Genomic DNA, 24,643 nt, shown 5'->3' with positions numbered 1-24,643 from the left:
CGTTAGCCCAGAAACGCTCGAAACGTTCGGCGCCGTTTCAGAGCAAGTCGCACGTGAAATGGCCGAAGGCACCATGCAAAACTCTAAGGCGCAGCTTGCGGTTTCCGTTACTGGTATCGCTGGCCCGGGCGGATCAGAATTCAAACCCGAGGGCCGAGTATGTTTTGGTTTGTCTCGCAGGGGCCAATCAACACACACAGAGACGATTGAATTTGGCGCGTTGGGGCGTGCCTCCGTACGAAAAGGCGCCCGCGATCACGCCCTCGAACTGCTACTAATTGGACTTTCCCATTTTGCTCAAAATTAGTGCAGACACTTCACTTTGACGCAAATTTTATCACCACATTACAAAAAGCATTCAATTTAGGCGACTTTTTTGGCCGTTGCCTCTTTTTTCCCCGGCTTCACTCCGCTTCAAAGCCGCTCAATCACTCACTTGCCGTATTTAGGTGCGGATTTTCTGCGCGACGGCGCTGATTACGAGGAAAGGAGAGCGGCCCATGAACGGAGCCGATACCGCCTGGATCATAGTTGCAACCGCCTTGGTCCTATTCATGACTTTACCCGGGCTTGCCCTTTTCTACGGCGGTCTCGTCCGCGCCCGAAACGTGCTGAGTGTATTCATGCATTGTTTCTCGATTGCCTGCTTGATGAGTATCCTTTGGTTGGCAGCAGGATACTCAATTGCCTTTGGGCCGGGTGAATCAGGATTTTGGGGCGGTTTTGGAAAGGCCTTCCTAAACGGTGTTGATGCTGACAGCCTTTCGGGCACCCTTCCCGAGATTCTGTTTTTTGCGTTCCAGATGACATTTGCCATCATAACCCCTGCTTTGATCGTCGGCGCCTACGTCGAGCGTGTCGGATTTGGGTTCGTCCTGACCTTTTCAGCACTATGGATGTTGTTGTGTTACGCGCCAGTTGTTCATTGGATCTGGGGTGGCGGAATGCTGACTGATGGCGGCATTTTGGGCGAAATTGGTGTGCGTGACTTCGCTGGCGGCATCGTAGTTCATGAAACTGCAGGTTTGGCTGCGTTAATCATCGCAGTAGTCTTGGGCCCGCGCCGAAACCGCACGACCCCCCCGCACAACCCCGGCTTTGTTATGGTGGGGGCCGCAATGCTTTGGGTAGGCTGGTTTGGTTTTAACGGCGGCTCGCAATTAGCGGCAGATGGTGGTGCGGCAATGGCCATGACAGTAACTCATTTGTCGGCTGCCACAGCTTCGCTGACTTGGGCGCTTTGGGAAAAAATCCGATTTGGCAAGGCGTCAATGGTCGGCCTCGTTACCGGAACGATTGCTGGACTTGCTTCGATCACTCCGGCGTCAGGGTATGTAGGTCCGGTTCAGGCCCTGATCATCGGCGGTGTCGCTGGCATTCTGTGTCAGGAGGCGGTCTATGTGGTCCGCAACTTGCTGAAAATCGACGACACTCTGGACGTATTCGCGGTGCATGGCGTCGGTGGCATCTTTGGAACATTAATGATCGCACTTTTCGGCCTTGGGGCATGGACCGCACAATTGGGTGGATTGGTCATAGTGGGTGTTTATACCGCGATTGCGACTTTTGTGCTGGTCAAACTGGTTGCGCTGATCACCCCGCTTCGCGTAGACGCGGAAACCGAAACAAACGGGCTGGACCTCTCTGTACACGGAGAACGCGCCTATGACATGAGCAGCTAAGCCCACCTTGGCTGCTTGTCCGCCCGCTAGGGCAAAGCGGACCTCTTGCAGGTCCGCTTTTCTTTTAGGCCTAACCCCTCTCGACACTGGACCCACCGGCAGGCTATCTGCCCGCAACGTCATTTTACCTCGAGGTTTCGCAATGATCCCCAGTTCATTCCCCGATAGCACCGAAATCGCGCGTCTGACTGCTCGGATGCTGCTTGAGATCAAAGCGGTTCACTTCAATGCACGCGAGCCGTTCACTCTTGCTTCTGGCCTGCCCAGCCCGACCTACATCGATTGCCGAAAATTGATATCGTATCCGCGCATACGCTCGACCCTTATGGATTTCTTGACGGTCACTGTCATGCGTGATGCGGGCTTTGAGGCGTTTGACAATATTGCCGGGGGCGAAACTGCTGGCATCCCGTTTGCCGCCATGGTTGCCGAGCGCTTGGCCTTACCAATGACCTATGTCCGCAAAAAGCCAAAAGGCTATGGACGCAATGCCCGGATCGAAGGCGCGATGAATGAAGGTGAGCGCGTTCTGCTGGTCGAAGACCTGACCACTGACGGGGGTTCGAAGTTGTCATTTGTGGATGCGATCCGTGAAACCGGCGCAACCTGCGGCCACACTGCCGTCATCTTTTATTATGGCATATTCCCGGAAACCGAGAAAACGCTAGGTGATCACGGCATACAGCTACATAGCCTTTGCACTTGGTGGGACGTTCTGGCCGAAGCCAAAGAGCAGAAAGCCTTTGACGAAGAAACACTTGGCGGCGTCGAGGCCTTTCTTAACGACCCTCGCGCGTGGCAAGAGGCGCAAAAATCCACTTAAGCCAGTTGTGAATTGTTTGGGGATAATGCGGTTAGAATCGATACCGAACGAACAATATGTAGTGACATATGGCTCACATGCTACATAATGGTGGACAGCTAATCTGGAACCGTTGGTATTACAAAAGTTATCCCAAGGCTTTATCCGTAGTTAGCCACAGGTATTTCCAGATAGCCGACGCGCCATGTTAGCGTGTAAAGAACACCGTGGGCAGCGGGGACAAAATGAACGAGATCAGCAGTATCGAACAAGCGGCAGCGCAAATTCAAAACCCGGAAACTATGCCGCATTCCATAGAAGCCGAGCAACAGCTTCTGGGAGCAATCCTTACGAATAACGACCTGTATGACCGGGTCGCCTCGGTTATCGGCGCTGAGCATTTTTTTGACCCGGTTCATTCTCGTATTTACGAAGTTGCAGCCACTCGCATCGCCAAGAATGCTTTGGCGTCACCTGTAACTCTGAAGTCATTTATGGCTGAGGATGAAGGCCTAAATGAGCTGGGTGGCCCCGCCTATCTTGTAAAGCTGGCCGGCGCCTCTATCAGCGCATTTGCGGTACATGACTATGCCCAAATGATCTACGACCTGGCGATCCGTCGCGAGTTAATCCGGTTGGGCCGCGATATCTCGGACAAGGCGGCCCGGGTCGATGTATCGAGCGAGCCAAAAGAACAAATCGTTGAGGCAGAGCAGCAGCTTTATCAGTTATCCGAGCAGGGCCAGACCGAACAGGGATTTCAATCCTTCCTCAAGGCGGTCACAGAAGCCGTCAACGTCACAAACGAAGCTTATCAGCGCGGTGGCGGCATGGCGGGGATATCCACCGGTCTGGCCGATTTGGACAAGCAGTTGGGCGGTTTGCATCCCTCTGACCTGATAATTTTGGCAGGTCGGCCGTCAATGGGCAAGACATCGTTAGCCACAAACGTCGCGTTCAATGTGGCCAAAGCCTATAAGCGTGGCACGAAACCAGACGGCAGCGAAGGCGCTATCGACGGCGGCGTTGTCGGATTTTTCTCGTTGGAGATGAGCGCCGAGCAACTTGCAGGCCGGGTTCTGGCGGAAGCGTCTGAAATTTCCAGTCACAAAATTCGTCAGGGCGACATGACCGAAGCCGAATTTCGCCGCTTCGTAGATGCCGCGAAGGAACTCGAGGCTTGCCCGCTTTTTATTGACGACACGCCTGCACTGCCAATTGCACAACTTGCGGCTCGAGCTCGAAGGCTGAAGCGAACGCATGGGCTGGACTTACTTGTAATCGACTATTTGCAACTTTGTCGGGGAACGTCCGACAATCGCGTCAACGAGATCGCCGAGATTTCTATGGGTATGAAGGCGATTGCAAAAGAGCTCAACATTCCTGTAGTCGCGCTTTCCCAGCTTAGCCGCCAGGTTGAGAACCGTGACGACAAGCGCCCTCAACTCAGCGACCTTCGGGAATCGGGCTCGATCGAGCAAGATGCCGACGTGGTGATGTTTGTGTTCCGGGAGGAATATTACAAAGAGCGCGAAAAGCCAGGCGACCACGAACTGGAGAAAATGGAAGAGTGGAAACAGGCCATGGAGCGCTTGCATGGTAAGGCCGAAGTCATCGTCGGCAAGCAGCGCCACGGCCCCATCGGAACGGTTGAACTATCATTTGAAGCTCAGTTCACGCGGTTCGGTAACCTGGTCAAACCGTGGCAACAAGGCGGAGAGATCGAGGGATACTAGTTTCGTTACTTCCGGGCTTATTGCGCGAAGCAACGCACACAATTCGCTTTATATTTGGTTAACTTTCGTCGTGTTAGGCTTGCCGATGAATTGCGGTGTAGACCGCTGAAACCGTTGAGGCGGAACGGACTTGCCAGCCATCATTTCGGAAATCAGGTACAGAAACGGTCCGGGATTCAATCCCAATGAGGACTTCGTCGAGATACGCGTTCCAACTGGAACCGACGTGTCTGATTTATCGGTCGGTATTTACAACCAAAATGGGTCCTTGCGCAGTTCAACCGATGTCAGCGACGGCACGATGACCACTGTCGGAAGCTTTGACTACTATGTCGTCAACGCTCGCATAAATCGGTTTGGAGCGATGTCTTTATCCGATGACGAGTCGTTAATCAGTTTTGTTTCCTTGGACGCTGAGGTTAACGCCACCGAGGGTCCTGCGGACGGTCAGACCTCGACGCAGGTTGGAACAAATGGAAACGACTCGACCTCGTCCCTCAGTTCGTTTGACGGTACAAATTTTTTTGTTGATCCCAATCCAAATCCCCGCGCGCCATGCTTTACAAAAGGCACTTCTATTCTAACCGATAATGGTGAGGTACCGGTTGAAAAACTGACGCCAGGCGACCGTGTAGTAGCGACGGATGGCACGTTGCACACACTTCGGCTGAACCTTTCACGTTCATTGCGACATTCTGAATTGATCAGGACGCCCAAACTGCGTCCTGTATGCATAGTCGCAGGCGCGCTGGGTCAGGGGCTGCCCCATCGCGATCTACGTGTGTCGCGCCAGCACCGAATGCTGACCGACTCGCCCATCGCGCAACGCATGTTCGGAACACGGAAAGTTTTGGTTTCAGCGATCCGTTTGACGACCTTGCCGGGTATCCACTTAGACGAGACCGCCACCGAGGTAACCTATTACCATCTGGTTTTCGACCAACACGTTACACTTTTTGCTGAAGGTGCCCCCACTGAAAGCCTGTTTTTCGGGCCTCAAGTGATGGCAGCGGTGTCGGAAGAAGCTCGGCACGAACTTGTGCTGTTGTTTCCCGATATAGCCAAACGCTCGGTCATGGTCGCGGCCAGTTACATTCCAGACGGAAGCCGCCAGAAAAAGCTGGTGGAGCGGCACGCGTTCAACAACAAGCCATTGTTGTCGCAACCTACGGCAATACACGTTTAAATTGTGATATATCGATATTGAAGAATCGTGAACGATTATGGTGGCTTTCCACCTTTGATCATTAAGCTTGCACAATCGGCAAATCAGCTGGTTTTTGGCATGGTCCTAGCAAGCGCCTTATTTCATTTAAACATCGGGTCTTAACGTTCAAATTCCACCCGAAAATCGTCAGTATTTTCGCCGCCTTTCCTCTTGACCTACGCAACTCCGATGTCATGAACGAGGCCATGAGTACTGCACATCTTACGATCAACCTTCACGCATTGGCGAGCAACTGGCGTGCTCTCGACGCCAAGACTGGTGTTGAGACCGCAGCCGTGGTCAAAGCTGATGCCTATGGATTGGGTGCAGAACCGGTGGCTTGGGCTTTGGCTGAGGAAGGTGTCAGAAAGTTTTTCGTGGCCGCCGCAGAAGAAGGTGCAATTGTAAGAGAAGCGGTAGGACCTGATGCTATGGTCGCCGTGTTCTCTGGCCACATGGAACGTGACACTGATCTGTTGCGCAACCACCGCCTCACACCGTTGATCAACTCGCCCGAGCAATTCAAACGGCATACCGGGGCACTGCCTGGTCATCCTTTCGGTATTCAGTTGGATAGCGGCATGAACCGCTTGGGGCTTGAGCCGGCCGATTGGGCCGAACTGCGATACGAGGCGTTAGCGATGAACCCCGAGGTCGTGATGTCACATCTGGCATGCTCAGACGAGCCGGATCACCCAATGAACAAACAGCAACTGCTGACCTTCAAACAGATGACAGATGGAGTGAAGGCACCTCGGTCACTGGCGGCAACTGGTGGAATCTTGTTGGGGCCAGAGTTCCATTTTGACTTTTGCCGCCCGGGAATTGGGTTATACGGTGGGATGCCCTTTGCCGCAGCCAAACCTGTTGTAACAGTCGACTTGCCAGTGATTCAGACCCGCCGGGTGGATGTTGGTGAGACGGTGGGTTACGGCAACACATGGACTGCGCGCCGCCCATCCCGAATAGCGACAGTCGCCGCAGGATATGCTGATGGGCTGCATCGTGCCATTGGCGGCGGAATTGACGCCTTTGCTGGTGATCAGCCCTGCCCGGTGGTAGGACGTATCTCAATGGACCTTATCACCGTGGATGTTACTGATTTGCCCTACAATCCTGATCGCCTTCGAATTCTAAATGGACATCAGACCGTTGATGACCTGGCCGAAGCTGCCGGAACCATTGGCTATGAAATCCTGACCTCTATGGGCAGCCGCTATTCCAGAGGCTATGTGGAATGAATCTTCTCTCCCTGCCGGGCGGTTTGGGACGAGCGATTCTGACTATGATGGCCGCTTTCGGGCGCGTTACCATATTTGCTCTGGCATCGATCTCACATATTTTCCGACCCCCTTTTTATCCTCGTGAATTCGCAATCGCGCTTTTGAATATTGGTTGGCTGTCCCTGCCGGTCGTAGGGCTCACCGCTATATTCACAGGCGGGGCGTTGGCCCTGCAAATCTACGCTGGTGGGGCGCGCTTCAATGCTGAAGCGGTGGTTCCTCAGATCGTCGCAATTGGAATGGTACGGGAACTGGGTCCTGTATTGGTCGGGTTGATGATCGCGGCACGGGTGACGTCTTCGATCGCTGCTGAAATTGCAACCATGAAAGTAACCGAGCAGATCGACGCGCTGATCACCCTATCAACCCACCCAATGAAATATCTGACCGCGCCGCGTGTTCTTGCCGCCCTGATCACTGTGCCTGCGTTGGTCGCGGTTGGTGATGTAATTGGAATAGCTGGGGGCTATACGGTAGCCACGCAGAATCTGGGTTTCAACCCGGCGACCTACCTGAAAAACACGGTGGAGTTTCTAGAAACACGCGACATTGTCTCGTCTTTGGTCAAAGGCGCGGCGTTTGGTCTTATCGCTGCAATCATGGGCTGTTACTACGGCATGACTTCCGGTCGAGGTGCGCAAGGTGTAGGCCGGGCCACCAAAGGTTCGGTCGAATCCGCAGCCGTGCTGATACTTGCAGCCAATTTTGTTCTCACAGGAGTGTTCTTCTCGCTATGATCCGGATGGAGAACGTACACAAAGCCTTTGGTAACAATCATGTTTTACAAGGCATGGACCTAGATATCCCCAAGGGAACATCGATGGTTATTATTGGCGGATCAGGCACAGGTAAATCTGTGGCATTGAAATGCATCCTTGGCCTTATCCAACCCGACAGCGGAATGATCTATGTTGATGGTAAGGATGCTAAAAAAGGCGACAGGGACGCGTTTCTGGCCCGTTTTGGCATGCTGTTTCAGGGGGCTGCCCTGTTTGACTCGCTTCCTGTCTGGCAAAACGTCGCCTTCCGGTTAATGCGTGGTCCACTTAAACGCCCGGCCGACTACGCCCGTGAGATCGCCATCGATAAATTGCGCCGCGTAGGTTTGAAATCTGACGTAGCAGACCGGTTCCCATCAGAATTGTCCGGCGGGATGCAGAAACGTGTTGGTCTTGCCCGCGCAATCGCTGCCGAACCCGAGATCATCTTTTTTGATGAGCCCACGACCGGTTTGGATCCTATAATGGCCGGGGTAATCAACGACTTGATCCGCGAAATTGTCACGGAGATGGGCGCTACGGCGATGACAATTACCCATGACATGAGCTCGGTTCGCGCAATCGCCGACAACGTGGCAATGCTGCACGGTGGAGTTATTCAATGGACAGGACCCGTCGGGAAGATGGATACCTCGGGCGACCCCTATGTCGAGCAATTCATTAGCGGCAGTGCAGACGGACCGATTGAAGCAGTACGTTAGCAGCGGTCAGCTTTTCGTTCACTATTGATCCTATCGTATGCTCTCTGCGCGTAATCGTATCGCAGAAGGTACTTTCCATCTGGCCGCACAAATTCCGGCGTTTTTATTCGAACTACACCCAAAATTTGTTTTAAGTGAGTGCCTGAAACCGAGATATAGCTAGGGTGTTCGCCGGAGAACTTGTTGTAAATCCGACCCCCGATCCATTTGGCTCTCTGCCTAGCCCGATCTGTTTAGTACAAACGAAAATGCAAAACCCCAAAAAGTTGTTCGCGGTCAAATGGCAACCGATCCGCGGCAGAACTCAAAGCCGACAAAGCAATATTGGCACCACCTGTGAGCCCGTTCGACATAGTTTTGCCAAACGCAAAAGGTACATTCGCAGTTTTTATTACGGGATCAGGCAATGCAATTCAAAGACGAAGGTTAGAATATTATTCTACTATAGGCATTGCCCTAGCAATCACAACGAAAACCTTGCAGCCAATTCTTTAGCCACTTAGATGTACAATTGCCTAGTTCGGAACTGTCCATGACCCTCCGCCTTGCCACTCTATCGCTACTGATACTCTACCCCATCGCATGGTTCGCCCCACTGATGCGCGCAGGGCTTTTGCCGATATTTGGCCTCAGCGAAATCAGCGTCATAACTGGCCTTCAGTCCTTGTGGAAATCGGACATATTCCTAGCGTTGGTCGTAACTGTCTTTGCCCTTTTCGCTCCTTATATCAAAACGATAGGCACTGCACTTATCCAATGGGATTTATTAGATGCACGTGTTCAGCCAGCTCTCAATATCCTAGGAAAACTGGCTATGGCAGATATTTTTCTCATTGCGCTTTATATCACGCTGGCCAAGGGCATTTCTTACGCCACAATCGAAACAGCTTGGGGGTTGTATCTGTTTACCGGGTGTATTCTGGCATCAATCGCGCTCGGTTACGTTACGGAAATGACATCCAATTCACGAAATGTGCAGACCTAATTGATTGAAAACACTGAACTGCGTATTCTTCCACCACTTCGAGCAGCAGTGTTTTTAGTAACTAAAGGGTCCTTGGCGGATCAACTGCGCGTTTGAAGTCGCCTCCGCTTTGACCTGTTTTGTAACGGTTTTAAAAGGGAGATGCGGCAATGTCGGCCCTCCACGCAATTACTTTAAGTTGTCAGAATATCTTTATTAGATTCACATTTTTCCTAATTTGCGCGGCGGCGTTCTTCGCAATTTCCGTCACCATGCTGTCTGCACTTGGTGTGTTGCCATGGCTGTCAATGCACGCAGGTTTTGGGGTCGGTTCAGCCATCGACGCTGGTGTTTATATTCAGATTGGACTGACCTGCTTGGTTCTGATGCTGGCCTTCTATCTTCCGGCAAATGCTCGGATGATGGCTTTAGAGAACAACCATCGCAAGTTTGCAATGAACATGTATGATATTGCAGGTGCATATCAGATGGCTCACGCTGCTGACCGCAGCGGTGCATTTTCTCTGCGATCAGAGTTCGACGCAGTAAAAGAGCGCATGGCTTTCCTGCGAAATCATCCTGATCTTCAATCGCTTGAGCCTGAAATTCTGGAATTGGCGGCCCAGATGAGCCAAGTCAGTCAGGAGTTGGCCGAAACATACGGCGATGCCAAGGTGTCTCGTGCCCGTACGTTCCTGCAGCAGCGGCAAGAAGAGATAGAGCAATTTCAACGGCGGATCGAGGACGCCCAGACCATACAACATGAATTGCGACAGTGGACCCACGACGTTGAGATCGAGGAATCAATTGCTAAGTCGCAACTGAAACGCCTGAGAGACGAATTGTTTGAGTTGCTTCCGGAGCTTTCTGCTCAGTTACAGTCGTCGCCAGATAGCCAAGACTCAGGTGCATCCAGTGTTATTGCAATGTCCCCGCCTCGGGCAGCGGAATAGATGGATCCGCTTCGGCCCCAATGGTGCAATGAAAAAGCGATTCACTGGTTGTTTATGAAAGCCTGCTAGGGCTTGAAGAACTGACCGTCCTCGGGCACCAAGGGCCGCATGGCAAAAACGACTTCTTTCTCCTGCTCGGCCTGCGGCGCTACGTCTACCCGCTGGTCCGGGCGCTGCGACGCCTGCGGCGAATGGAACACAATTACTCAAGACACCCCACTTTCAGCTGGCCCTACAAAAAAATCACTCGGTGGTAAACGCGGTCAGTCTATTGCACTCACGGATTTGTCGACTGAGGAAACACCGCCTCCTCGCACTCTTTGCGGGGTGGACGAGTTAGATCGGGTTCTGGGCGGTGGTTTGGTACCGGCTTCGGCGCTGTTGGTCGGTGGCGATCCTGGGATCGGCAAATCCACGCTGTTGTTGCAGGCAGCCGCACGATTTGCCCGCGCCGGCATAAAAACGATCTATGTCTCTGGAGAAGAAGCCAGCGCCCAAGTCCGAATGCGTGCACGCAGGCTAGGCTTGGAAGACGCACCTGTCCAATTGGCAGCAGAGACCAACCTGCGCGACATCCTTACCACGCTTGAGAAAGAGAAGCCTGGTCTCGCCATCATAGACTCGATCCAAACCATGTGGGCCGACAATGTTGATAGCGCGCCGGGTTCGGTCAGTCAGGTGCGCGCTGCAGCGCATGAATTGACCACTTTTGCCAAACGCCATGGCGTTTCAGTCGTCATGGTGGGTCATGTCACGAAAGAAGGCCAAATTGCCGGTCCACGTGTAGTGGAACATATGGTCGACACGGTACTCTATTTCGAAGGCGAACGCGGCCACCAATTCCGCATTCTTCGCGCGGTAAAAAACCGCTTTGGTCCCGCTGACGAAATCGGTGTTTTTGAAATGACTGGCAAGGGCTTGGCACAGGTAACTAATCCATCAGCCCTGTTTCTATCCGAACGCGGCACACCAAGCCCCGGGTCGGCTGTGTTTGCGGGAATCGAAGGAACACGTCCTGTCCTGGTAGAGTTGCAGGCGCTCGTTGCGCCTTCGCCTCACTCGCAACCACGCCGCACAGTCGTCGGGTGGGACAGTGGGCGTCTTGCGATGATCCTCGCAGTGTTAGAGGCGCGCTGTGGTATCCCGTTTGCTGGCCTGGATGTATACCTAAACGTTGCTGGCGGGTTGAAAATTGGGGAACCTGCTGCGGATCTTGCGGTGGCAGCCGCATTATTGAGCGCCCGCGAGGATAAGGCCCTGCCATCAGATACTGTCGTTTTCGGAGAAATCTCGCTATCTGGGGCACTTAGACCAGCTCCTCAGACCGAAAACAGGTTGAAAGAAGCGCAAAAACTTGGTTTCACAGCAGCAATTGCTCCGGCTGGCGGGAAAGCCGGTACTGTGGCAGGTCTGACACTCACCCGACCGTCTGATTTGGTTGGGTTTGTTGGCGAAACCTTCGGAGCAGGTTAAAGTCGCGCCTTGAGGGGCAGAAAACGAACAGGCGAGGGCCATGGAAGGTTTTACAATTATTGACGGGGTCGTTGCCCTGATCGTCGTGGTGTCGGGCCTTTTGGCCTATTCTCGCGGCTTCCTGCGCGAGGTTCTTGCGATTGCTGGCTGGGTAGCCGCTGCAGTATTGGCGTTTATCTTTGCGCCGCAGGTCGTTCCCCTGGTTAAAGAGATTCCAGTTGTCGGCGATTTCCTTCGTGACAGTTGCGAATTGTCTGTCATAACAGGGTTTGCTGCTGTATTTGCGGTGGCGCTAATCGTAGTTAGCATATTTACACCCCTATTCTCGTCGCTGGTGCAGCGATCTGCCATTGGCGGTTTGGACCAAGCTCTAGGGTTCTTTTTTGGTATCGCCCGGGGCATTCTGTTGGTTGCAATCGCGTTTTTCGTCTACGACACGGTGATGACCGGTCAGTCATATACGATCGTCGATGAAAGCCGATCGGCCAAGGTTTTCGAACAGTTCAGCGATCAGATAGAAGAGCAAAACCCCGAGGCCGCGTTGGGCTGGATTACCGCTCAGTACGAAGAGTTGGTGGCTAGCTGCACGTCTGATGGAGGACTTGACAGCGACGCAGCTGAAACGCCCCAGGAAGGCGCGACTGAAAGCACGCCCAGCGAGTAAAGATAGTTTAAATAAAGCCAATAAAGCCCAGTTCTCGCTGGGCTTTTTATATTTTCAGACGAACCCGTCGCCACCACAAACCGCGCATCGGATGCTCTTTAACCCGAAACAGCCGTTACATCGTGTCATTATGGGCTTGCCATAAATATCCCTGCTCTTGGCCACCTCGCCGGCGCCTTTACAAATCTCACAGGGTGCCCGGCCCATGCCTCGGCATCGATGACAGCGTCGCTTCACTGCTTCTTCTTTCTTTGCGCCTTGTTTGTGCTGCCACATTTTCGTGTCCCACCTAAATAAAAGGCTGTTACTGCTCGGCACTTGTAAGCACATGACAGCACAAGAAGTGAGTTTTGTCACCTCCACCGATCAGCAGGCAAAAACTTGGCCAACAAGCTGTAGCGACGGATGATTGTGATCCTTTGATGACATTGGGCGCGATTGGCATTATGTCAAACCCGAAACCGCCACGGAATCGGAGCGATTGACCTTGTGCGTACACAATGTTGCGACTTGCGACTGCCCAACGGAACTTTGACAAATGCAGCGCAGACCTATTGGCCCCGAAGGCCAAACCAAATCAACGTAAAGCCGTCATTTTAATTGGAGCCCGTATATGTGTGGGATATTGGGGATCGCAAGCCGGACGCATGATGTCTTTGCGGAAATCTATGACGGGCTGCTGATGTTGCAGCATCGGGGTCAGGATGCCTCTGGCATTGTGACTTACAACGGTGAGTTCTTCCGCGAGAAAAAAGCCAATGGACTGGTCAAGGATGTGTTTAACGCAACGGATGCCGAGACTCTGTTGGGCAAGGTTGGGATTGGCCATGTTCGTTATCCCACTGCGGGATCGCTTAGTGCAGCCGAAGCTCAGCCATTTTTTGTGAACGCGCCTTACGGCATCTACTTGGTCCACAATGGTAATATTACCAACACCGCAGAACAGCGCGAAAAAGTGACTGGCAAATATAGCCGCCATCTTCGGACAACTTCCGATTCAGAAATCCTGCTTAACGTTTTGGCTGACAAGGTGGCCGACGCGATCAAGGTAAACGGAAATTCCGACCCAATCCGCAACATCTTTGCGGGTGTCAAAATGACTATGGAGAGGATTCAGGGCGCCTATTCAGTCATATGTCTGATCGCCGGCGTTGGGATGTTGGCCTTTCGTGATCCTTATGGAATACGCCCTTTATCGGTTGCAAAACGCGAAGCAGAAGGCGACGGCGATGATTACGCTTTTGCATCTGAAGACGTAGCATTTGGAATTAATGGCTTTGAAAAACTTCGCGATCTCCGCGCAGGTGAGGCGATCCTGATCGACCTTGAAGGAGACATTCATGAGTTCCAGGCGGTCGAAGGCAGGCTGACGCCCTGTATTTTTGAATATGTCTATCTCGCGCGACCAGATTCATTGCTGGATGGGGTATCCGTTTACAAAACCCAGATGCGCATGGGGCAAACCCTTGCAAGGCAGATCGAAGCGGCTGGATTAGAGATCGACCGGATCATTCCAGTCCCCGATAGCGCAAGGCCGGTCGCCTTGGAAGTGGCCAAGGCAACCGGCATCTCATACCGAGAGGGTCTTGTTAAGAACCGTTATGTGGGGCGCACCTTCATCATGCCCGGTCAAGAAGAACGGCAGAAATCCGTTCGCCGCAAGCTGAACGCCATTCCTTTGGAGTTTAAAGATCAAAATGTACTGCTTATCGACGACTCGATCGTGCGAGGAAATACTATCAAGAAAATCGTCCAGATGTGTCGTGAAGCGGGTGCAAAAAAGGTTTACGTCGCCAGCGCTTCACCGCCGGTAAAGTACCCTAATGTTTATGGCATCGACATGCCGACCAAGCATGAGCTGATCGCAAATGGCAAAGAGATCGAGGATATTCGCCGTGAACTTGGGGCTGATGCTCTTTTCTATCAAAATCTCGATGATCTGATCTGGGCCGCCAAGGAGGGCAACCCAGAAATCGAGGCGTTTGATTGTTCTTGTTTTGACGGAAATTACGTCACTGGTAGCGTAAGCGACGATTATCTGGACAACCTGGAAAACAGTACACGCGTCAGCAAAAAGAAGAAGGATATGCAGGTCCTCGGTGGATCCTGGAATGCCGCCAACCTCGTCTCGGGCTAAAATGGTTATCTAACCCTGCGCATTTGCGAATCGATCGAACTGGTTATCCGGTGTCACCTAAACATGTGACATCGCGAAACCAAACAGTTGGTGACAATCCGCTTACGCCTTTCCGGTGAACTCGACGCAATTGCAACGTGTTCGGGACAGATCCTGAAGTGTCGGCATCTGTTCTCATACCATCGGCTTTTGTTTCACCTTGCCCTTTGATACGGCATGCGCCGAAACCACTCACTCAAGGGTTCGGGCACCGCCCGATGGCAGTTCATGGCAAACAAAACCGTCAAAAGCGCGGCCACGCAACGGGGCGCGTTGAAAAAGAATTCAGTCTCAGTCTTGGGCGTCTTTGGGCCTGCAAGAAATATGCGTGCATTAGTGCGCCTGTCGTCGGGCCGTGTGAAAGAGGTCGAAACTGGCAGTCGCATCGCCTCTGGCACGGTAATGGCGATCGATGAGCACGGTGTAATGCTGCGACAAAGCGGCCAAACTAAGCGTATTGCTATCCCAGGAGGCTGATCCGGTCTTGACGCTTCTCGCGCGGGCGTTCAAACCCCGCCCATGACAGATCAGACCAAAATCGCCCTTATTACGGGTGCATCACGCGGACTGGGCGCAGCCTTGGCCGAGGCGTTGGCGCCCGAATACCACGTTGTCGCGGTGGCCCGCACCACCGGCGGCCTGGAAGAACTGGATGACCGTATTCAAGCCAAGGGCGGCTCGGCTACGCTGGCACCAATGGACATCACCGACCCAAACGCGATGGCAACGCTTTGCCGCAGTATTCACGATCGTTGGGGCAAAGTTGATTTGTGGCTGCATACGGCAATACACACCTCGGCATTGACGCCAGCGCATTTCATCGACGCCAAGGAATGGTTTAAGGCGTTGAATACCAACGCCACCGCGACATCAGTGTTGATTCCTTTCGTAGCACCGCTGCTGGGTGAAAGCGGCCACGCAGTTTTCTTCGACGACCCCAAAGCAGGCGAGAAATTTTACGGCATCTACGGGGCCACAAAAGCCGCTCAGATGTCTCTTGCGCGTAGTTGGTCATTAGAAACTGAGCGCACCGGCCCTCGAGTTTCGATTGTCGAGCCGAGGCCGATGCCTACGGCAGTTCGTGCGCGGTTTCATCCGGGTGAAGATCGTGATGTGTTGAGTAGCACCGCAGAAGAAGCCAATCGGCTTTTGTCTTTGTTATGAAGACATTCAATTAGATCACAATAGCCATGCTGGCCGTTCATAAAAGTGACGTGCCTGTTCAATCTAAGTGAACGCCGTGACGACCTGCGAGATCGACGAAGAATTGCCATGCGACGCGGCCTGATCGGGCACCGCGCGTCGCCTGCCACTCGATAGCTTCAGCACGAAGTGTTTCCGCATCAACGGCTACGCCATATGCAGCACAATACCGATCGATCATAGAGAGGTATTCGTCTTGGTCACATGGATGAAATCCAAGCCACAAGCCGAACCGATCTGAGAGTGAGACTTTCTCCTCGACTGCCTCGGATGGGTTGATGGCGCTTGAGCGTTCATTCTCGATCATATCGCGCGGCATCAAATGGCGGCGGTTCGAAGTAGCATAAAAAACCACATTTTCGGGGCGCCCTTCGATGCCGCCATCCAGAACTGCCTTAAGTGACTTGTAGTGCTGATCGTCATGGCTGAATGACAGATCATCGCAGAACAGAATGAAACGGAACTTTGCGTTACGCAGATGGTTCAGCAGGCGGGCGACCGAACTCATGTCTTCACGCTGCAACTCCACCAGTTTCAGGCTCGGATACTCAGGTTGCAAAGTGCCATGTACAGCCTTGACAAGGCTTGATTTTCCCATACCACGCGCGCCCCAAAGAAGCGCGTTGTTCGCCTTGAATCCTGCGGCAAACCTGCGCGTGTTGTCCAGCAGAGTGTCGCGTGAACGGTTGATGCCGACTAACAAACCAAGATCGACCCGGTTAACGTCTGCCACAGGTTCCAAGCGGTCCGGATCAACGTGCCAGACAAACGCTGGCGCAGTAGCGAAACTTGGGGCGGCCAAAGGTGCGGGTGCCATCCGTTCGAGCGCGTCGGCGATGCGATTCAAGGCTTTTTCGTCCATGGGTTTCTCCGGTCCAGTCTTGCTAGGTTCAAACCACGTTCCAGACGGGGCAACAAGACTTGCAAAAGAAAAAGGCGCGCCTCATTCGGCGCACCAGCTAAAAAATCAATTCGCTGATTACTTGGTGTCTTCTTCGCTTTGCATGAGGTCCGCATCAGCTTCGGCTTCTTCGTCATCGTAGTAGCCATCAGCGCGCAGTTGCTCTTCGCGCTTTTTCTCTACGCGCGCGACCAAAAAGATTGAGACCTCATACAAACCGTAAACCACGGTAAATAGGATTATTTGTGTAATGACGTCGGGCGGCGTCACCACCGCGGCCAGAACAAGAATCCCAATCACGGCGTATTTGCGTACCTCACCCAAGCCCTGAGCACTTACTAAGCCGGCCTTGCCCATCAATGTCAGAAGAACCGGCAGCTGAAAGCAAAGGCCGAAAGCAACGATAAACTTGATAGTAAGGTTAAGGTATTCTTGTGCTGAACCCTGGAAAACCACGCTCAACGGTGCAGCATTCGTTCCTTCGGCAACAACTTCACCTTCGGCTCCGAACTGCTGGAAACCCAAGAAAAAGTCGTAAGCCAGCGGTGTCACGACATAGAAGGCAAAACTTGCGCCCAGAAGGAACATGAATGGTGAGGCCAGCATAAATGGCAGAAATGCATTCTTTTCCGAGCGATACAGGCCGGGCGCCACGAACCGCCACATCTGCATCCCAATATATGGGAATGCAAGGATGAACCCGCCCAATAGCGATACCTTGATTGCTACAAAAAAGCCTTCTTGTGGCGAGATGAAAATCAGCCCGCAATCCTGACCACGTTCGGCCAAAACCTCGCAAAGCGGATTGGTAAGGAAGTTGAAAATCGGTGTCGCCACCGAGAAACATATCACCATACCGATCAGGAAGGCGACCACGCAGTGAATCAATCTCGTCCGCAGCTCAGCCAGATGTTCAATCAATGGGGCCGAGGAGTCTTCGATCTCGTCAGTTTTGCTCATGACTTGCTTTCACTGTTAAGTGCGGCTTCAGCCTCTTCAGCTTTGGCCAGAGCTTCCGCAGCTTCCTTGGCCTTGCGTTCTGCAGCAGCTCGGGCGGTGGATGCCTGAATTTTCTTTGCTTGCTCAGCCCGTTCAGCGGCCAATTTTCCAGTTTCGCTGTCGGGATCGAACTTAGTCGGGTCCAAGCTCTTTGCGACGTCTCTTGCAGCCTCATTGACGCTGCTTACAGCGGATCCAACGGGGTTAGTGGCAGCGTTGAGGCCCTTCTTGATGTCCTTTACCCCAGCCTCGTCCGCTGCTTCGTTCATCGCATTGCTGAACTCGCGCGCCATTCCGCGGGCTTTACCCATCCAACGGCCGACATTGCGGAACAAAACCGGCAGATCCTTAGGACCCACAACGATCAGCGCAACGATGCCGATGACCAGAAGCTCGGTCCAGCCCAGATCAAACATAAGCTCTTAGACCTTGTCTTTGTCTGTCTCTGGAGTGACATCCTTCGCCAATTCGGATGCGTCCTGCTCCAGCTCCTCCGCACCTTCTTTGACACCTTTCTTGAAAGAGGTGATGCCTTTACCGACTTCGCCCATAAGGGAACTGATCTTACCGCGGCCAAAAAGTACCAGCACGACAACGGCTATTAGTAAGATTCCGGGAAGACCTATATTGTTGAGCATTTTTCTTCTCCTGTCAGACGACGCAAGATGCGTCGGAAATTCTATTTCTGCATGTATTTACGCCGCTAAACACGCTCAAGAAAGAGAACAGGAGCGAATCCTCACTCAAATTTCACCTGATTCCACATTTTCAACGGACTCGATTTTTCCAACTGACAGGTTTATGTCAGTTGGGTGTGGCTAGAAACAGGGCATCGAAACCTGGTCCAAGGAGAATAAAATGACCCATGTTGCAGAAATCGTCACCTTTTCACTTGCGAATGGCACTTCACAGGAAGAATTTGTCAAACTCAGTCAGGCATCCGAAGCATTTGTGCGAGCCGCACCTGGATTTGTGCATCGACAGTTAAGCATGGGTTCAGATGGTCGATGGACCGACTATGTCGTCTGGACGGATGCGAATTCTGCAAAAGATGCCGCCGAGCAATTTATGCATCAGGACTGCGCTGCCGCGATGATGGCAGCGATTGACCCGGAAAATATGGAAATGCGACACGAGCACGTTTTATGGAAAATGAACGCATAACGTCGATCGGAAAGGCGCCTGATGCGTCGAACTGACCGTCTTTTTGATATTATCCAGATAATGCGCAACGGGAAACTCCACCGCGCGCAAGATATCGCGGACCGGCTAGAGGTGTCGGTTCGCACCATTTATCGAGATATGGACACCCTAGTAGCTTCTGGAGTTCCAATAGAAGGCGAGCGCGGTTTGGGATACATGGTGCGCGAGCAAATTACCCTACCACCATTAAACCTGACACCTGCCGAGCTTGAAGCGCTCAACCTCGGCATGGCAATCGTGGCTGAGGCGGCCGACCCGGACCTAAAATCTGCGGCAGAGTCGTTGGCGGAAAAGGTTGATGCGGTTTTGCCGACGCAGGTTGTGGCCGAAGCTGATGCGTGGAAGTTTGCGGTCTATCCCTTTGCGGACGCAGCACGCGGGTTGGCACATATGGCACCGATCCGTTCTGCAATAAAAACCCGACAAAAACTACGCATATCTTACCGCCGCATAGACGGAGCTTTGACCGACCGGACCATTAGACCGTTACACATGGAATACTGGGGCCGCGTGTGGACTTTGACCGCATGGTGCGAGTTGAGGACTAATTTCCGAGTTTTTCGTATAGACTTAATAGAAACGATAACACCTTTGCAGGAAGTATTCGCCGACGAACCCGGAAAACGTCTGAACGATTATGATCCAAACGTTTGAGCTTTAATATCAGCGATCAACACCTTAACACTTAAAGGTAAATCAGATCATTCGCCTCACTTTAGGTAGGGTTCTGGATCAACAGATTCGAATCCTTTACGCACCTCGAAGTGTACGTAAGCGTTTTCTCCGCCACGTAGCGCAGCAACTTTCTGGCCTCGCTTAACCCGATCGCCTTTTTTAACAGTGATACCTTCGACATTAGCGTAGACAGTCAAGAGATCGTTTTTGTGTCGAACAACAATGATGGGCACCTGATCCGCATCGGCTGTCACTGCTGCCACTGTTCCGGCCTCGGCTGCAGTAACCGATGTACCGGGTGCAGCAGCAATATCAATGCCTTCGTTCTTACCCTTTTCATAAGTACGAATGATCCGGCCTGTTACGGGCAGCGACAATGCCGATGATCCACTATTAGTCGGAGCATCCGCAGTAACGTCAGGGGCCGGCGTGGATTCCGCAAGCGGCTTCACCTTTTCTTCCGGCAACGGTTGGGTCGCACTGGGTGGCGTCGGCGTGGGCGATCCCTCACCAGGCTGAGTAATCGCTGTCGCTGTCGCTGCCGGAGCAGCCGCCTCGCGTCGCGGTGCAGGTTGATCCTTAATTGGGATCAAGAGAAACTGCCCCTCGCGCACCATGAAATCGGACCCCAGCCCGTTCCATTCGGCTAAAGCCTCTACAGGCACCTGGTACAGGCGCGAGATTGTGTAGGCGGTTTCGCCTCGTTTAACCTTGTGTTGGATTGGTTCAGGGCCTGCAGCCGGTACTGGCGCAGGAGCAGGTGTCGGCTGCGCGGGTTCAAGCGTAGTTGTGCGAACCCCGCCAGTTTCTGGCGCCTCATCGATCGCTGTGCCGGCAACTGCAGCTATGTCGACATTGCTGCTGGCCCCAACTGACCGCGGAAGCGCTAGAACCTCGCCGTCGCGGAGGGGATCATTGGGTTGAAGCCCGTTGTAGCGCGCTAACTCCGCCTCAGGTAAGCCAATACGTACAGCGACGTCACGCACACTGTCCCCCGATCTGGCGACTGCGACCTGATAGTTGGGATAGGTGATTACGCCCCGCGAATCCGGAGCGGGACGGCTTGCCGTTGCTGCCAATGCCGCATCTGCGGTGGAAAAACCGCCAACATTTCCGCGCAGATCATAGTCGAAAGGCCCCTCGCACGCAGCCAACAGGGCTAGAATGGCTGTACCCATCGCATAGCGACACATAGCTGATTTGGAAACTGCTCTCATTTTTCTGTCCTCAACACCTGCCCCATTTTGTCCGGGGTTCTGGCGAAAATTTCCCAACAAACTTTATGCTTCGTCCTTTCCCAACCCCTCAAGCAAGGGGACGAACCGAACGGGTAACAACTCGTCATAGTCAAGACCTTCTTCGGTACGGGTAACCCGGATCAAGGTTTGAACCGCGTCCGATTGGCCTACGGGCAAAACCATGATACCGCCGATTTTCAGCTGCGCCAAGAGTGGCCCCGGCGGATCTTCGGCAGCAGCGGTAACAATAATGCGGTCGAATGGGGCCTGTTCAGGAAGGCCAAAGGATCCATCAGACAACATTGCAGTCACATTTGTAAGGCCCATCTCGCGAAACAACTGGGCTGTTTCGCGAACCAGACGCTTGTGACGCTCGACCGTATAAACCCGGCGAGCCAGTTTTGAGAGAATAGCCGCTTGATATCCCGACCCGGTCCCGACTTCGAGCACCGTATCGCGGGGATTCACCTTCAATGCCTGCGTCATAAGCCCCACCACCGATGGTTGGCTGATTGTCTGACCGCACGCAATTGGCAAAGGTGTGTCGTCATAAGCCCGCTCGGAAAACAAACCTCTCACGAACAATCCGCGGTCAATCTGTTCCATTGCCGCCAGCACGCGGGCGTCCGTTACACCGCGAGATCGCAGTGAAAACAGAAACTGCATAGTCTTTTCCGGGTCTAGTCCGCTCATTCTATTGCCCTAAGCACCTCAAGTGTATCGTGGGCCGTCAGATCTGCCCGCATCGGAGTGACAGAAATATAACCATCTAAATTGACCGCTGCATCCGTGCCTGGCGCGGTTGGATTGTGCTGATTTCCGCCTTTGATCCATAAGAATCGCCTGCCCGATGGAGACATGTGTGGTTCGGCGCCAAATCTGGTGTCACGGCGATAACCCTGCGGTACGACACGTGTCCCTACGACTTCGTCGGCGGGAACAGGTGGGAAGTTTACATTATAAAACAAGCGGTAATCCTCTTGTCCTGCAGGGGTGGCTTCCAAAATACGACGGATCAATTCAACCCCAAAGGAAGATGCTGCTTGAAACGGGTTTTCTAACTCGCGGTTTCGGGGACCAAGATATTGCGACAAGGCAATTGCCGGAACGCCCTGAAGGGCAGCTTCCATTGCGCCTCCCAACGTACCGGAATATAAAGCGTTTTCTGCTGAGTTGTTTCCTCGATTTACTCCTGACAATACCAGATCCGGGGGGCAGTCTTTCATTACGTCGTGCAAACCAGCCAGCACACAATCTGCAGGCGACCCTTCGGCCGCAAAACGACGTTCAGCCAGTTCTGCCACCATCATTGGATGAGTGTAACTGATGCAATGGCCCACTCCTGATTGCTCAAAGGCAGGAGCAACAACCCAGACTTCGCCATCTGGCCCCGCCAGATTGCCAGCTATGGCCTCAAGTACAGTCAGACCCGGCGCGTTGATGCCGTCGTCATTGGTTAGAAGAATACGCATGGTGTCTGCCTCAGCCTCGAATTTTCCTCTTGATAGACGCGGCCCAGCGTCGCGGCAAGCGACCCGCACAGGCAATCTGAGGCTTTCAAGCACCACTTGGAAGGAAATCATCGCTCTGCCGCGTCAAACCGGGAAGACGAAACACCGATCTCGCGGGACTGTAAGCCACATGACCCTGCCTGGATTTGGCACAAACACATTCGGAACGGTCGCTTTTAAGATCGAGCCGTCGTAGTCCATCCGAAACTCAACCAAACTTTCATTACCCAGAAACCGCGCTCGCTGAACCACACCTCGGGCGGCGACCCCGTCCGTTGGCGTAGGAGACGGACCCTTGCCGTTGCGGTCGAAATCCAGTCGAACGTGTTGGGGACGAAAAACAATCTCGACATCTGTTTGATCAGGCACCCCGGGCGCAAGGAATTGACCGAACGGGGTTTGTGCTAAAGCGCCGTTAACTTTCGAAATTAATACATTGATATCACTGAAAAATGACACCGCCGCCTTATCAACCGGCCGGGTGTAGACGTTATATGGCGCCCCTTGTTGGACAATCTTGCCTCCCCGCATCAAGGCAATTTCATCCGCCATCCGCATGGCCTCTTCGGGTTCGTGCGTCACCAACAAAACGGCCGCGTCTTCTTCTTTCAGGATCGCCAGTGTTTCGTCCCGAATTCCGTCGCGTAAACGATTATCCAAACCCGAAAATGGTTCGTCCATCAGCATTATGCGCGGCCGTGGCGCAAGGGCGCGCGCCAATGCCACTCGCTGCTGCTCGCCTCCTGATAGCTGGTGCGGAAACCCGTCCACGAAACGCATTAGGTCTACACGGGACAACAATTCTTCGACCCTGGCTCGTTTGGCGTCTTTGGTGCCCGAAAGACCAAACGCTACATTGTCGCCGACGCTAAGATGGGGGAATAGCGCAAAGTCCTGAAACATCAATCCGATTTCACGGCGCTCAGGCGGGACGCGAAAAACTGTATCGCACACCAGCTTGCCGTCGACGTAGATTTCGCCCGAGCTTTGAATCTCGACACCGGCAATCATCCGTAGTGTCGTAGATTTTCCGCAACCTGATGGCCCCAACAGGCAAGTCACCTGACCGGCGTGCACGCTTAAAGACACACCATCGACTACAGTCCGCCCACCGAAACGGGCAACAAGATTGTGGACTTCCAGACGAGGAGGAGCTGCGTTCTCTGTCACCGATGGACCCCGTTGCATTTCCCGATCAAATCAATCGGGCTTTAGCGGGGATAGCAATACCGCCCCGCAGGTGCAAGTTGTCAGCAGCAGGCAATCGGTATCGCTAAGGTCCGGGCGAAATAGATAGTAAAGCTTTGCAGATTTTGACAATCCCCAAAGGGTCGAAAACTCGCTAAGCAGCTAGAAGTTTTAGAAAAAATAATGTGGATCAGTCCAAAAGTTCAAAATCCACCGCAGTTAGAATACGTCCGTTGACCTGAACTTCCAGCCGATGCGCACCGGGTATGAGCGTGAAAGTACTGGCATTGCCTTTCAGTTTGTGGACTTTCCGTAATGTCACATTTCCATCAGTCAAAGTCGCTTGCTTCAGCTTATGAACTTTAGGCGAGATTTTCCCACCAGGGCGTTGAAAATGAACGATATAGTCAACAAGAACCCCTTGGCCCTTATCCCCTGATAGCTCTACAGTGAACTCTAACGCTCCGCCAATCCGAGCTTCACCGTCCACCTGAACCTTCGCAGCAATGTCCGCTTCAGGATTGAAGCCCAACATCTTCATTGCACGAAAGTGGCCAGATTTCACCAACCCCCGCAATGCATGAGAAGTCATCCACTGTAGTTCATCTTGGTCCTGCCGTGCCGCATCGCGCCACTCCTGCAACCGATCTAACGCCAGATCAGGGTCTTTTTTAGTTATGTCATTCAAATGGTTGGCGACAGATCGTGTCACATAGCGCGTGTTATCGCTGTGGAGGCGATCCAGCAGTGGTAGCGGATCGGAGAGGTCCAGCCCAACCGCCTGCCCCCAAGGCAAACGCGGACGGGTACCTTCGCTGACCAGTCGCCGCACGTGATAACTGTCATGCTGAGCCCATTCTTGCATGCGCACCATAACCAGATCGGGATGACTGTTCAAAAAAGGACGGATTGCCAACTCCATTGAAAAACGTTGGGTTACCTCCTCGAAAACATCCAACGCCAGTTCGGGGTGGTCCGAACCCACGGCTACGACCCAGTCGCCGATCGGGCCAAAGATAAAATCTCCAAAGTCATCGTCCGTCTTGTTTGGGTCCAGTGGCGGAGGCAATGCCTTAAGAATCACTTCTGCTACATCGGGCAAATCACCTGGAATTGCTTCCGCCAGACACTCGGCTATCCAGACCATCCGCTCTTTCAATTCAAGTTCCGTTAGCCGCGACATAACCCGGGCTTCAAATGCCGCTGCATCAAAGGCCGGGTCCGCTGCCGCGAATAGCCCGGCCAGATACCCAGTGCTATCGGCATTAAATAATTGATCTTTAAGCGAGAAATTCTGTGTCATGG

At 53.1% G+C, this 24,643-nt stretch carries 26 protein-coding genes; 17 read left to right on the top strand and 9 right to left on the bottom strand.

Going from position 1 to position 24,643, the window contains the following annotated elements; translation table 11 throughout:
• The 15 genes from AC2FNE_RS19510 to AC2FNE_RS19440 form a co-directional block, all read left to right on the top strand.
• A partial coding sequence (locus AC2FNE_RS19510; RefSeq protein WP_496806084.1) for a CinA family protein occupies window positions 1-307 on the top strand: 307 nt, incomplete at its 5' end.
• A 193-nt stretch (window positions 308-500) separates the two neighbouring features.
• The gene (locus tag AC2FNE_RS19505) at window positions 501-1,682 is read left to right on the top strand and encodes an ammonium transporter (protein WP_496806083.1); all 1,182 of its coding nucleotides are present in this window, start codon (window positions 501-503) and stop codon (window positions 1,680-1,682) included.
• Window positions 1,683-1,824: 142 nt separating this feature from the next.
• A complete protein-coding gene (locus AC2FNE_RS19500; protein WP_170477791.1) occupies window positions 1,825-2,505 on the top strand; it encodes an orotate phosphoribosyltransferase in 681 nt (226 codons plus the stop codon).
• Between the two features lie 224 nt (window positions 2,506-2,729).
• Window positions 2,730-4,220, top strand: a complete 1,491-nt coding sequence (locus AC2FNE_RS19495) for a replicative DNA helicase (protein ID WP_170607729.1) — start codon at window positions 2,730-2,732, stop codon at window positions 4,218-4,220.
• A gap of 130 nt (window positions 4,221-4,350) precedes the next feature.
• Window positions 4,351-5,406, top strand: a complete 1,056-nt coding sequence (locus AC2FNE_RS19490) for a Hint domain-containing protein (RefSeq protein WP_496806082.1) — start codon at window positions 4,351-4,353, stop codon at window positions 5,404-5,406.
• 227 nt (window positions 5,407-5,633) lie between these two features.
• Window positions 5,634-6,668, top strand: a complete 1,035-nt coding sequence (gene alr / locus AC2FNE_RS19485; RefSeq protein WP_170477798.1) for an alanine racemase — start codon at window positions 5,634-5,636, stop codon at window positions 6,666-6,668.
• Complete coding sequence (locus AC2FNE_RS19480; protein ID WP_170607725.1) at window positions 6,665-7,447, top strand: MlaE family ABC transporter permease; 783 nt, start codon at window positions 6,665-6,667, stop codon at window positions 7,445-7,447. Before alr ends, AC2FNE_RS19480 begins: the two co-directional genes overlap by 4 nt.
• Window positions 7,444-8,190, top strand: coding sequence for an ABC transporter ATP-binding protein (locus AC2FNE_RS19475; protein ID WP_170607723.1), 747 nt, complete (start codon window positions 7,444-7,446; stop codon window positions 8,188-8,190). The genes AC2FNE_RS19480 and AC2FNE_RS19475 overlap by 4 nt, the downstream gene beginning before the upstream one ends.
• 532 nt (window positions 8,191-8,722) lie before the next feature.
• Window positions 8,723-9,175, top strand: a complete 453-nt coding sequence (locus AC2FNE_RS19470; RefSeq protein WP_170607721.1) for a paraquat-inducible protein A — start codon at window positions 8,723-8,725, stop codon at window positions 9,173-9,175.
• Window positions 9,176-9,324: 149 nt separating this feature from the next.
• On the top strand, window positions 9,325-10,107 hold the full coding sequence (locus AC2FNE_RS19465; RefSeq protein ID WP_170607719.1) for a DNA repair protein: 783 nt from the start codon (window positions 9,325-9,327) through the stop codon (window positions 10,105-10,107).
• Between the two features lie 108 nt (window positions 10,108-10,215).
• On the top strand, window positions 10,216-11,580 hold the full coding sequence (gene radA, locus AC2FNE_RS19460) for a DNA repair protein RadA (protein ID WP_170477810.1): 1,365 nt from the start codon (window positions 10,216-10,218) through the stop codon (window positions 11,578-11,580).
• Between the two features lie 40 nt (window positions 11,581-11,620).
• On the top strand, window positions 11,621-12,244 hold the full coding sequence (locus AC2FNE_RS19455; protein WP_254442612.1) for a CvpA family protein: 624 nt from the start codon (window positions 11,621-11,623) through the stop codon (window positions 12,242-12,244).
• A 613-nt stretch (window positions 12,245-12,857) separates the two neighbouring features.
• Complete coding sequence (purF, locus tag AC2FNE_RS19450) at window positions 12,858-14,381, top strand: amidophosphoribosyltransferase (RefSeq protein WP_170607717.1); 1,524 nt, start codon at window positions 12,858-12,860, stop codon at window positions 14,379-14,381.
• Between the two features lie 267 nt (window positions 14,382-14,648).
• A complete protein-coding gene (locus AC2FNE_RS19445; RefSeq protein ID WP_170478145.1) occupies window positions 14,649-14,897 on the top strand; it encodes a hypothetical protein in 249 nt (82 codons plus the stop codon).
• 42 nt (window positions 14,898-14,939) lie between these two features.
• Window positions 14,940-15,584 (top strand): SDR family NAD(P)-dependent oxidoreductase, encoded by a 645-nt coding sequence (locus AC2FNE_RS19440; protein ID WP_170607715.1) that lies wholly within the window; start codon window positions 14,940-14,942, stop codon window positions 15,582-15,584.
• A 58-nt stretch (window positions 15,585-15,642) separates the two neighbouring features.
• Here the strand turns inward: AC2FNE_RS19440 and AC2FNE_RS19435 are convergent, their stop codons facing one another.
• From AC2FNE_RS19435 to AC2FNE_RS19420, 4 genes are all read right to left on the bottom strand, one after another.
• Complete coding sequence (locus AC2FNE_RS19435; protein ID WP_496806081.1) at window positions 15,643-16,485, bottom strand: ATP-binding protein; 843 nt, start codon at window positions 16,483-16,485, stop codon at window positions 15,643-15,645.
• 117 nt (window positions 16,486-16,602) lie between these two features.
• Window positions 16,603-17,484, bottom strand: a complete 882-nt coding sequence (gene tatC, locus AC2FNE_RS19430; RefSeq protein WP_170607711.1) for a twin-arginine translocase subunit TatC — start codon at window positions 17,482-17,484, stop codon at window positions 16,603-16,605.
• On the bottom strand, window positions 17,481-17,939 hold the full coding sequence (tatB, locus tag AC2FNE_RS19425; RefSeq protein ID WP_170477826.1) for a Sec-independent protein translocase protein TatB: 459 nt from the start codon (window positions 17,937-17,939) through the stop codon (window positions 17,481-17,483). The genes tatC and tatB overlap by 4 nt, the downstream gene beginning before the upstream one ends.
• Before the next feature lie 6 nt (window positions 17,940-17,945).
• Window positions 17,946-18,161: a twin-arginine translocase TatA/TatE family subunit gene (locus tag AC2FNE_RS19420; protein ID WP_170477829.1), complete on the bottom strand. Its 216-nt coding sequence runs from the start codon at window positions 18,159-18,161 to the stop codon at window positions 17,946-17,948.
• A gap of 220 nt (window positions 18,162-18,381) precedes the next feature.
• Between AC2FNE_RS19420 and AC2FNE_RS19415 the strand changes: the two genes are divergently transcribed.
• Complete coding sequence (locus AC2FNE_RS19415) at window positions 18,382-18,687, top strand: hypothetical protein (RefSeq protein ID WP_170477832.1); 306 nt, start codon at window positions 18,382-18,384, stop codon at window positions 18,685-18,687.
• A 21-nt stretch (window positions 18,688-18,708) separates the two neighbouring features.
• Window positions 18,709-19,380: a helix-turn-helix transcriptional regulator gene (locus AC2FNE_RS19410; RefSeq protein WP_170607710.1), complete on the top strand. Its 672-nt coding sequence runs from the start codon at window positions 18,709-18,711 to the stop codon at window positions 19,378-19,380.
• A 56-nt stretch (window positions 19,381-19,436) separates the two neighbouring features.
• Here AC2FNE_RS19410 and AC2FNE_RS19405 read toward each other — a convergent pair whose 3' ends face one another.
• The 5 genes from AC2FNE_RS19405 to AC2FNE_RS19385 form a co-directional block, all read right to left on the bottom strand.
• Window positions 19,437-20,618, bottom strand: a complete 1,182-nt coding sequence (locus AC2FNE_RS19405) for a M23 family metallopeptidase (protein ID WP_170477838.1) — start codon at window positions 20,616-20,618, stop codon at window positions 19,437-19,439.
• Window positions 20,619-20,681: 63 nt separating this feature from the next.
• Complete coding sequence (locus AC2FNE_RS19400) at window positions 20,682-21,332, bottom strand: protein-L-isoaspartate(D-aspartate) O-methyltransferase (protein WP_170477842.1); 651 nt, start codon at window positions 21,330-21,332, stop codon at window positions 20,682-20,684.
• The gene (gene surE / locus AC2FNE_RS19395) at window positions 21,329-22,111 is read right to left on the bottom strand and encodes a 5'/3'-nucleotidase SurE (RefSeq protein WP_170478148.1); all 783 of its coding nucleotides are present in this window, start codon (window positions 22,109-22,111) and stop codon (window positions 21,329-21,331) included. Before surE ends, AC2FNE_RS19400 begins: the two co-directional genes overlap by 4 nt.
• A 123-nt stretch (window positions 22,112-22,234) precedes the next feature.
• On the bottom strand, window positions 22,235-23,320 hold the full coding sequence (locus AC2FNE_RS19390) for an ABC transporter ATP-binding protein (protein WP_437436520.1): 1,086 nt from the start codon (window positions 23,318-23,320) through the stop codon (window positions 22,235-22,237).
• A 208-nt stretch (window positions 23,321-23,528) separates the two neighbouring features.
• The gene (locus tag AC2FNE_RS19385; protein WP_496806080.1) at window positions 23,529-24,641 is read right to left on the bottom strand and encodes a YhaZ family DNA alkylation repair protein; all 1,113 of its coding nucleotides are present in this window, start codon (window positions 24,639-24,641) and stop codon (window positions 23,529-23,531) included.
• Window positions 24,642-24,643 lie beyond the last annotated feature (2 nt).

This window comes from Ruegeria sp. YKSD179 (assembly GCF_059612885.1).
Note: the sequence above shows the minus strand (reverse complement) of the source record. Positions and strands in the feature narration are given on the sequence as shown.

Coding starts and splice junctions, on each gene's coding strand:
- AC2FNE_RS19505 (WP_496806083.1), top strand. CDS start 501: ATGAACGGAGCCGATACCGCCTGGATCATAGTTGCAACCGCCTTGGTC.
- AC2FNE_RS19500 (WP_170477791.1), top strand. CDS start 1,825: ATGATCCCCAGTTCATTCCCCGATAGCACCGAAATCGCGCGTCTGACT.
- AC2FNE_RS19495 (WP_170607729.1), top strand. CDS start 2,730: ATGAACGAGATCAGCAGTATCGAACAAGCGGCAGCGCAAATTCAAAAC.
- alr (WP_170477798.1), top strand. CDS start 5,634: ATGAGTACTGCACATCTTACGATCAACCTTCACGCATTGGCGAGCAAC.
- AC2FNE_RS19480 (WP_170607725.1), top strand. CDS start 6,665: ATGAATCTTCTCTCCCTGCCGGGCGGTTTGGGACGAGCGATTCTGACT.
- AC2FNE_RS19475 (WP_170607723.1), top strand. CDS start 7,444: ATGATCCGGATGGAGAACGTACACAAAGCCTTTGGTAACAATCATGTT.
- AC2FNE_RS19470 (WP_170607721.1), top strand. CDS start 8,723: ATGACCCTCCGCCTTGCCACTCTATCGCTACTGATACTCTACCCCATC.
- AC2FNE_RS19465 (WP_170607719.1), top strand. CDS start 9,325: ATGTCGGCCCTCCACGCAATTACTTTAAGTTGTCAGAATATCTTTATT.
- radA (WP_170477810.1), top strand. CDS start 10,216: ATGGCAAAAACGACTTCTTTCTCCTGCTCGGCCTGCGGCGCTACGTCT.
- AC2FNE_RS19455 (WP_254442612.1), top strand. CDS start 11,621: ATGGAAGGTTTTACAATTATTGACGGGGTCGTTGCCCTGATCGTCGTG.
- purF (WP_170607717.1), top strand. CDS start 12,858: ATGTGTGGGATATTGGGGATCGCAAGCCGGACGCATGATGTCTTTGCG.
- AC2FNE_RS19445 (WP_170478145.1), top strand. CDS start 14,649: ATGGCAAACAAAACCGTCAAAAGCGCGGCCACGCAACGGGGCGCGTTG.
- AC2FNE_RS19440 (WP_170607715.1), top strand. CDS start 14,940: ATGACAGATCAGACCAAAATCGCCCTTATTACGGGTGCATCACGCGGA.
- AC2FNE_RS19435 (WP_496806081.1), bottom strand. CDS start 16,485: ATGGACGAAAAAGCCTTGAATCGCATCGCCGACGCGCTCGAACGGATG.
- tatC (WP_170607711.1), bottom strand. CDS start 17,484: ATGAGCAAAACTGACGAGATCGAAGACTCCTCGGCCCCATTGATTGAA.
- tatB (WP_170477826.1), bottom strand. CDS start 17,939: ATGTTTGATCTGGGCTGGACCGAGCTTCTGGTCATCGGCATCGTTGCG.
- AC2FNE_RS19420 (WP_170477829.1), bottom strand. CDS start 18,161: ATGCTCAACAATATAGGTCTTCCCGGAATCTTACTAATAGCCGTTGTC.
- AC2FNE_RS19415 (WP_170477832.1), top strand. CDS start 18,382: ATGACCCATGTTGCAGAAATCGTCACCTTTTCACTTGCGAATGGCACT.
- AC2FNE_RS19410 (WP_170607710.1), top strand. CDS start 18,709: ATGCGTCGAACTGACCGTCTTTTTGATATTATCCAGATAATGCGCAAC.
- AC2FNE_RS19405 (WP_170477838.1), bottom strand. CDS start 20,618: ATGAGAGCAGTTTCCAAATCAGCTATGTGTCGCTATGCGATGGGTACA.
- AC2FNE_RS19400 (WP_170477842.1), bottom strand. CDS start 21,332: ATGAGCGGACTAGACCCGGAAAAGACTATGCAGTTTCTGTTTTCACTG.
- surE (WP_170478148.1), bottom strand. CDS start 22,111: ATGCGTATTCTTCTAACCAATGACGACGGCATCAACGCGCCGGGTCTG.
- AC2FNE_RS19385 (WP_496806080.1), bottom strand. CDS start 24,641: ATGACACAGAATTTCTCGCTTAAAGATCAATTATTTAATGCCGATAGC.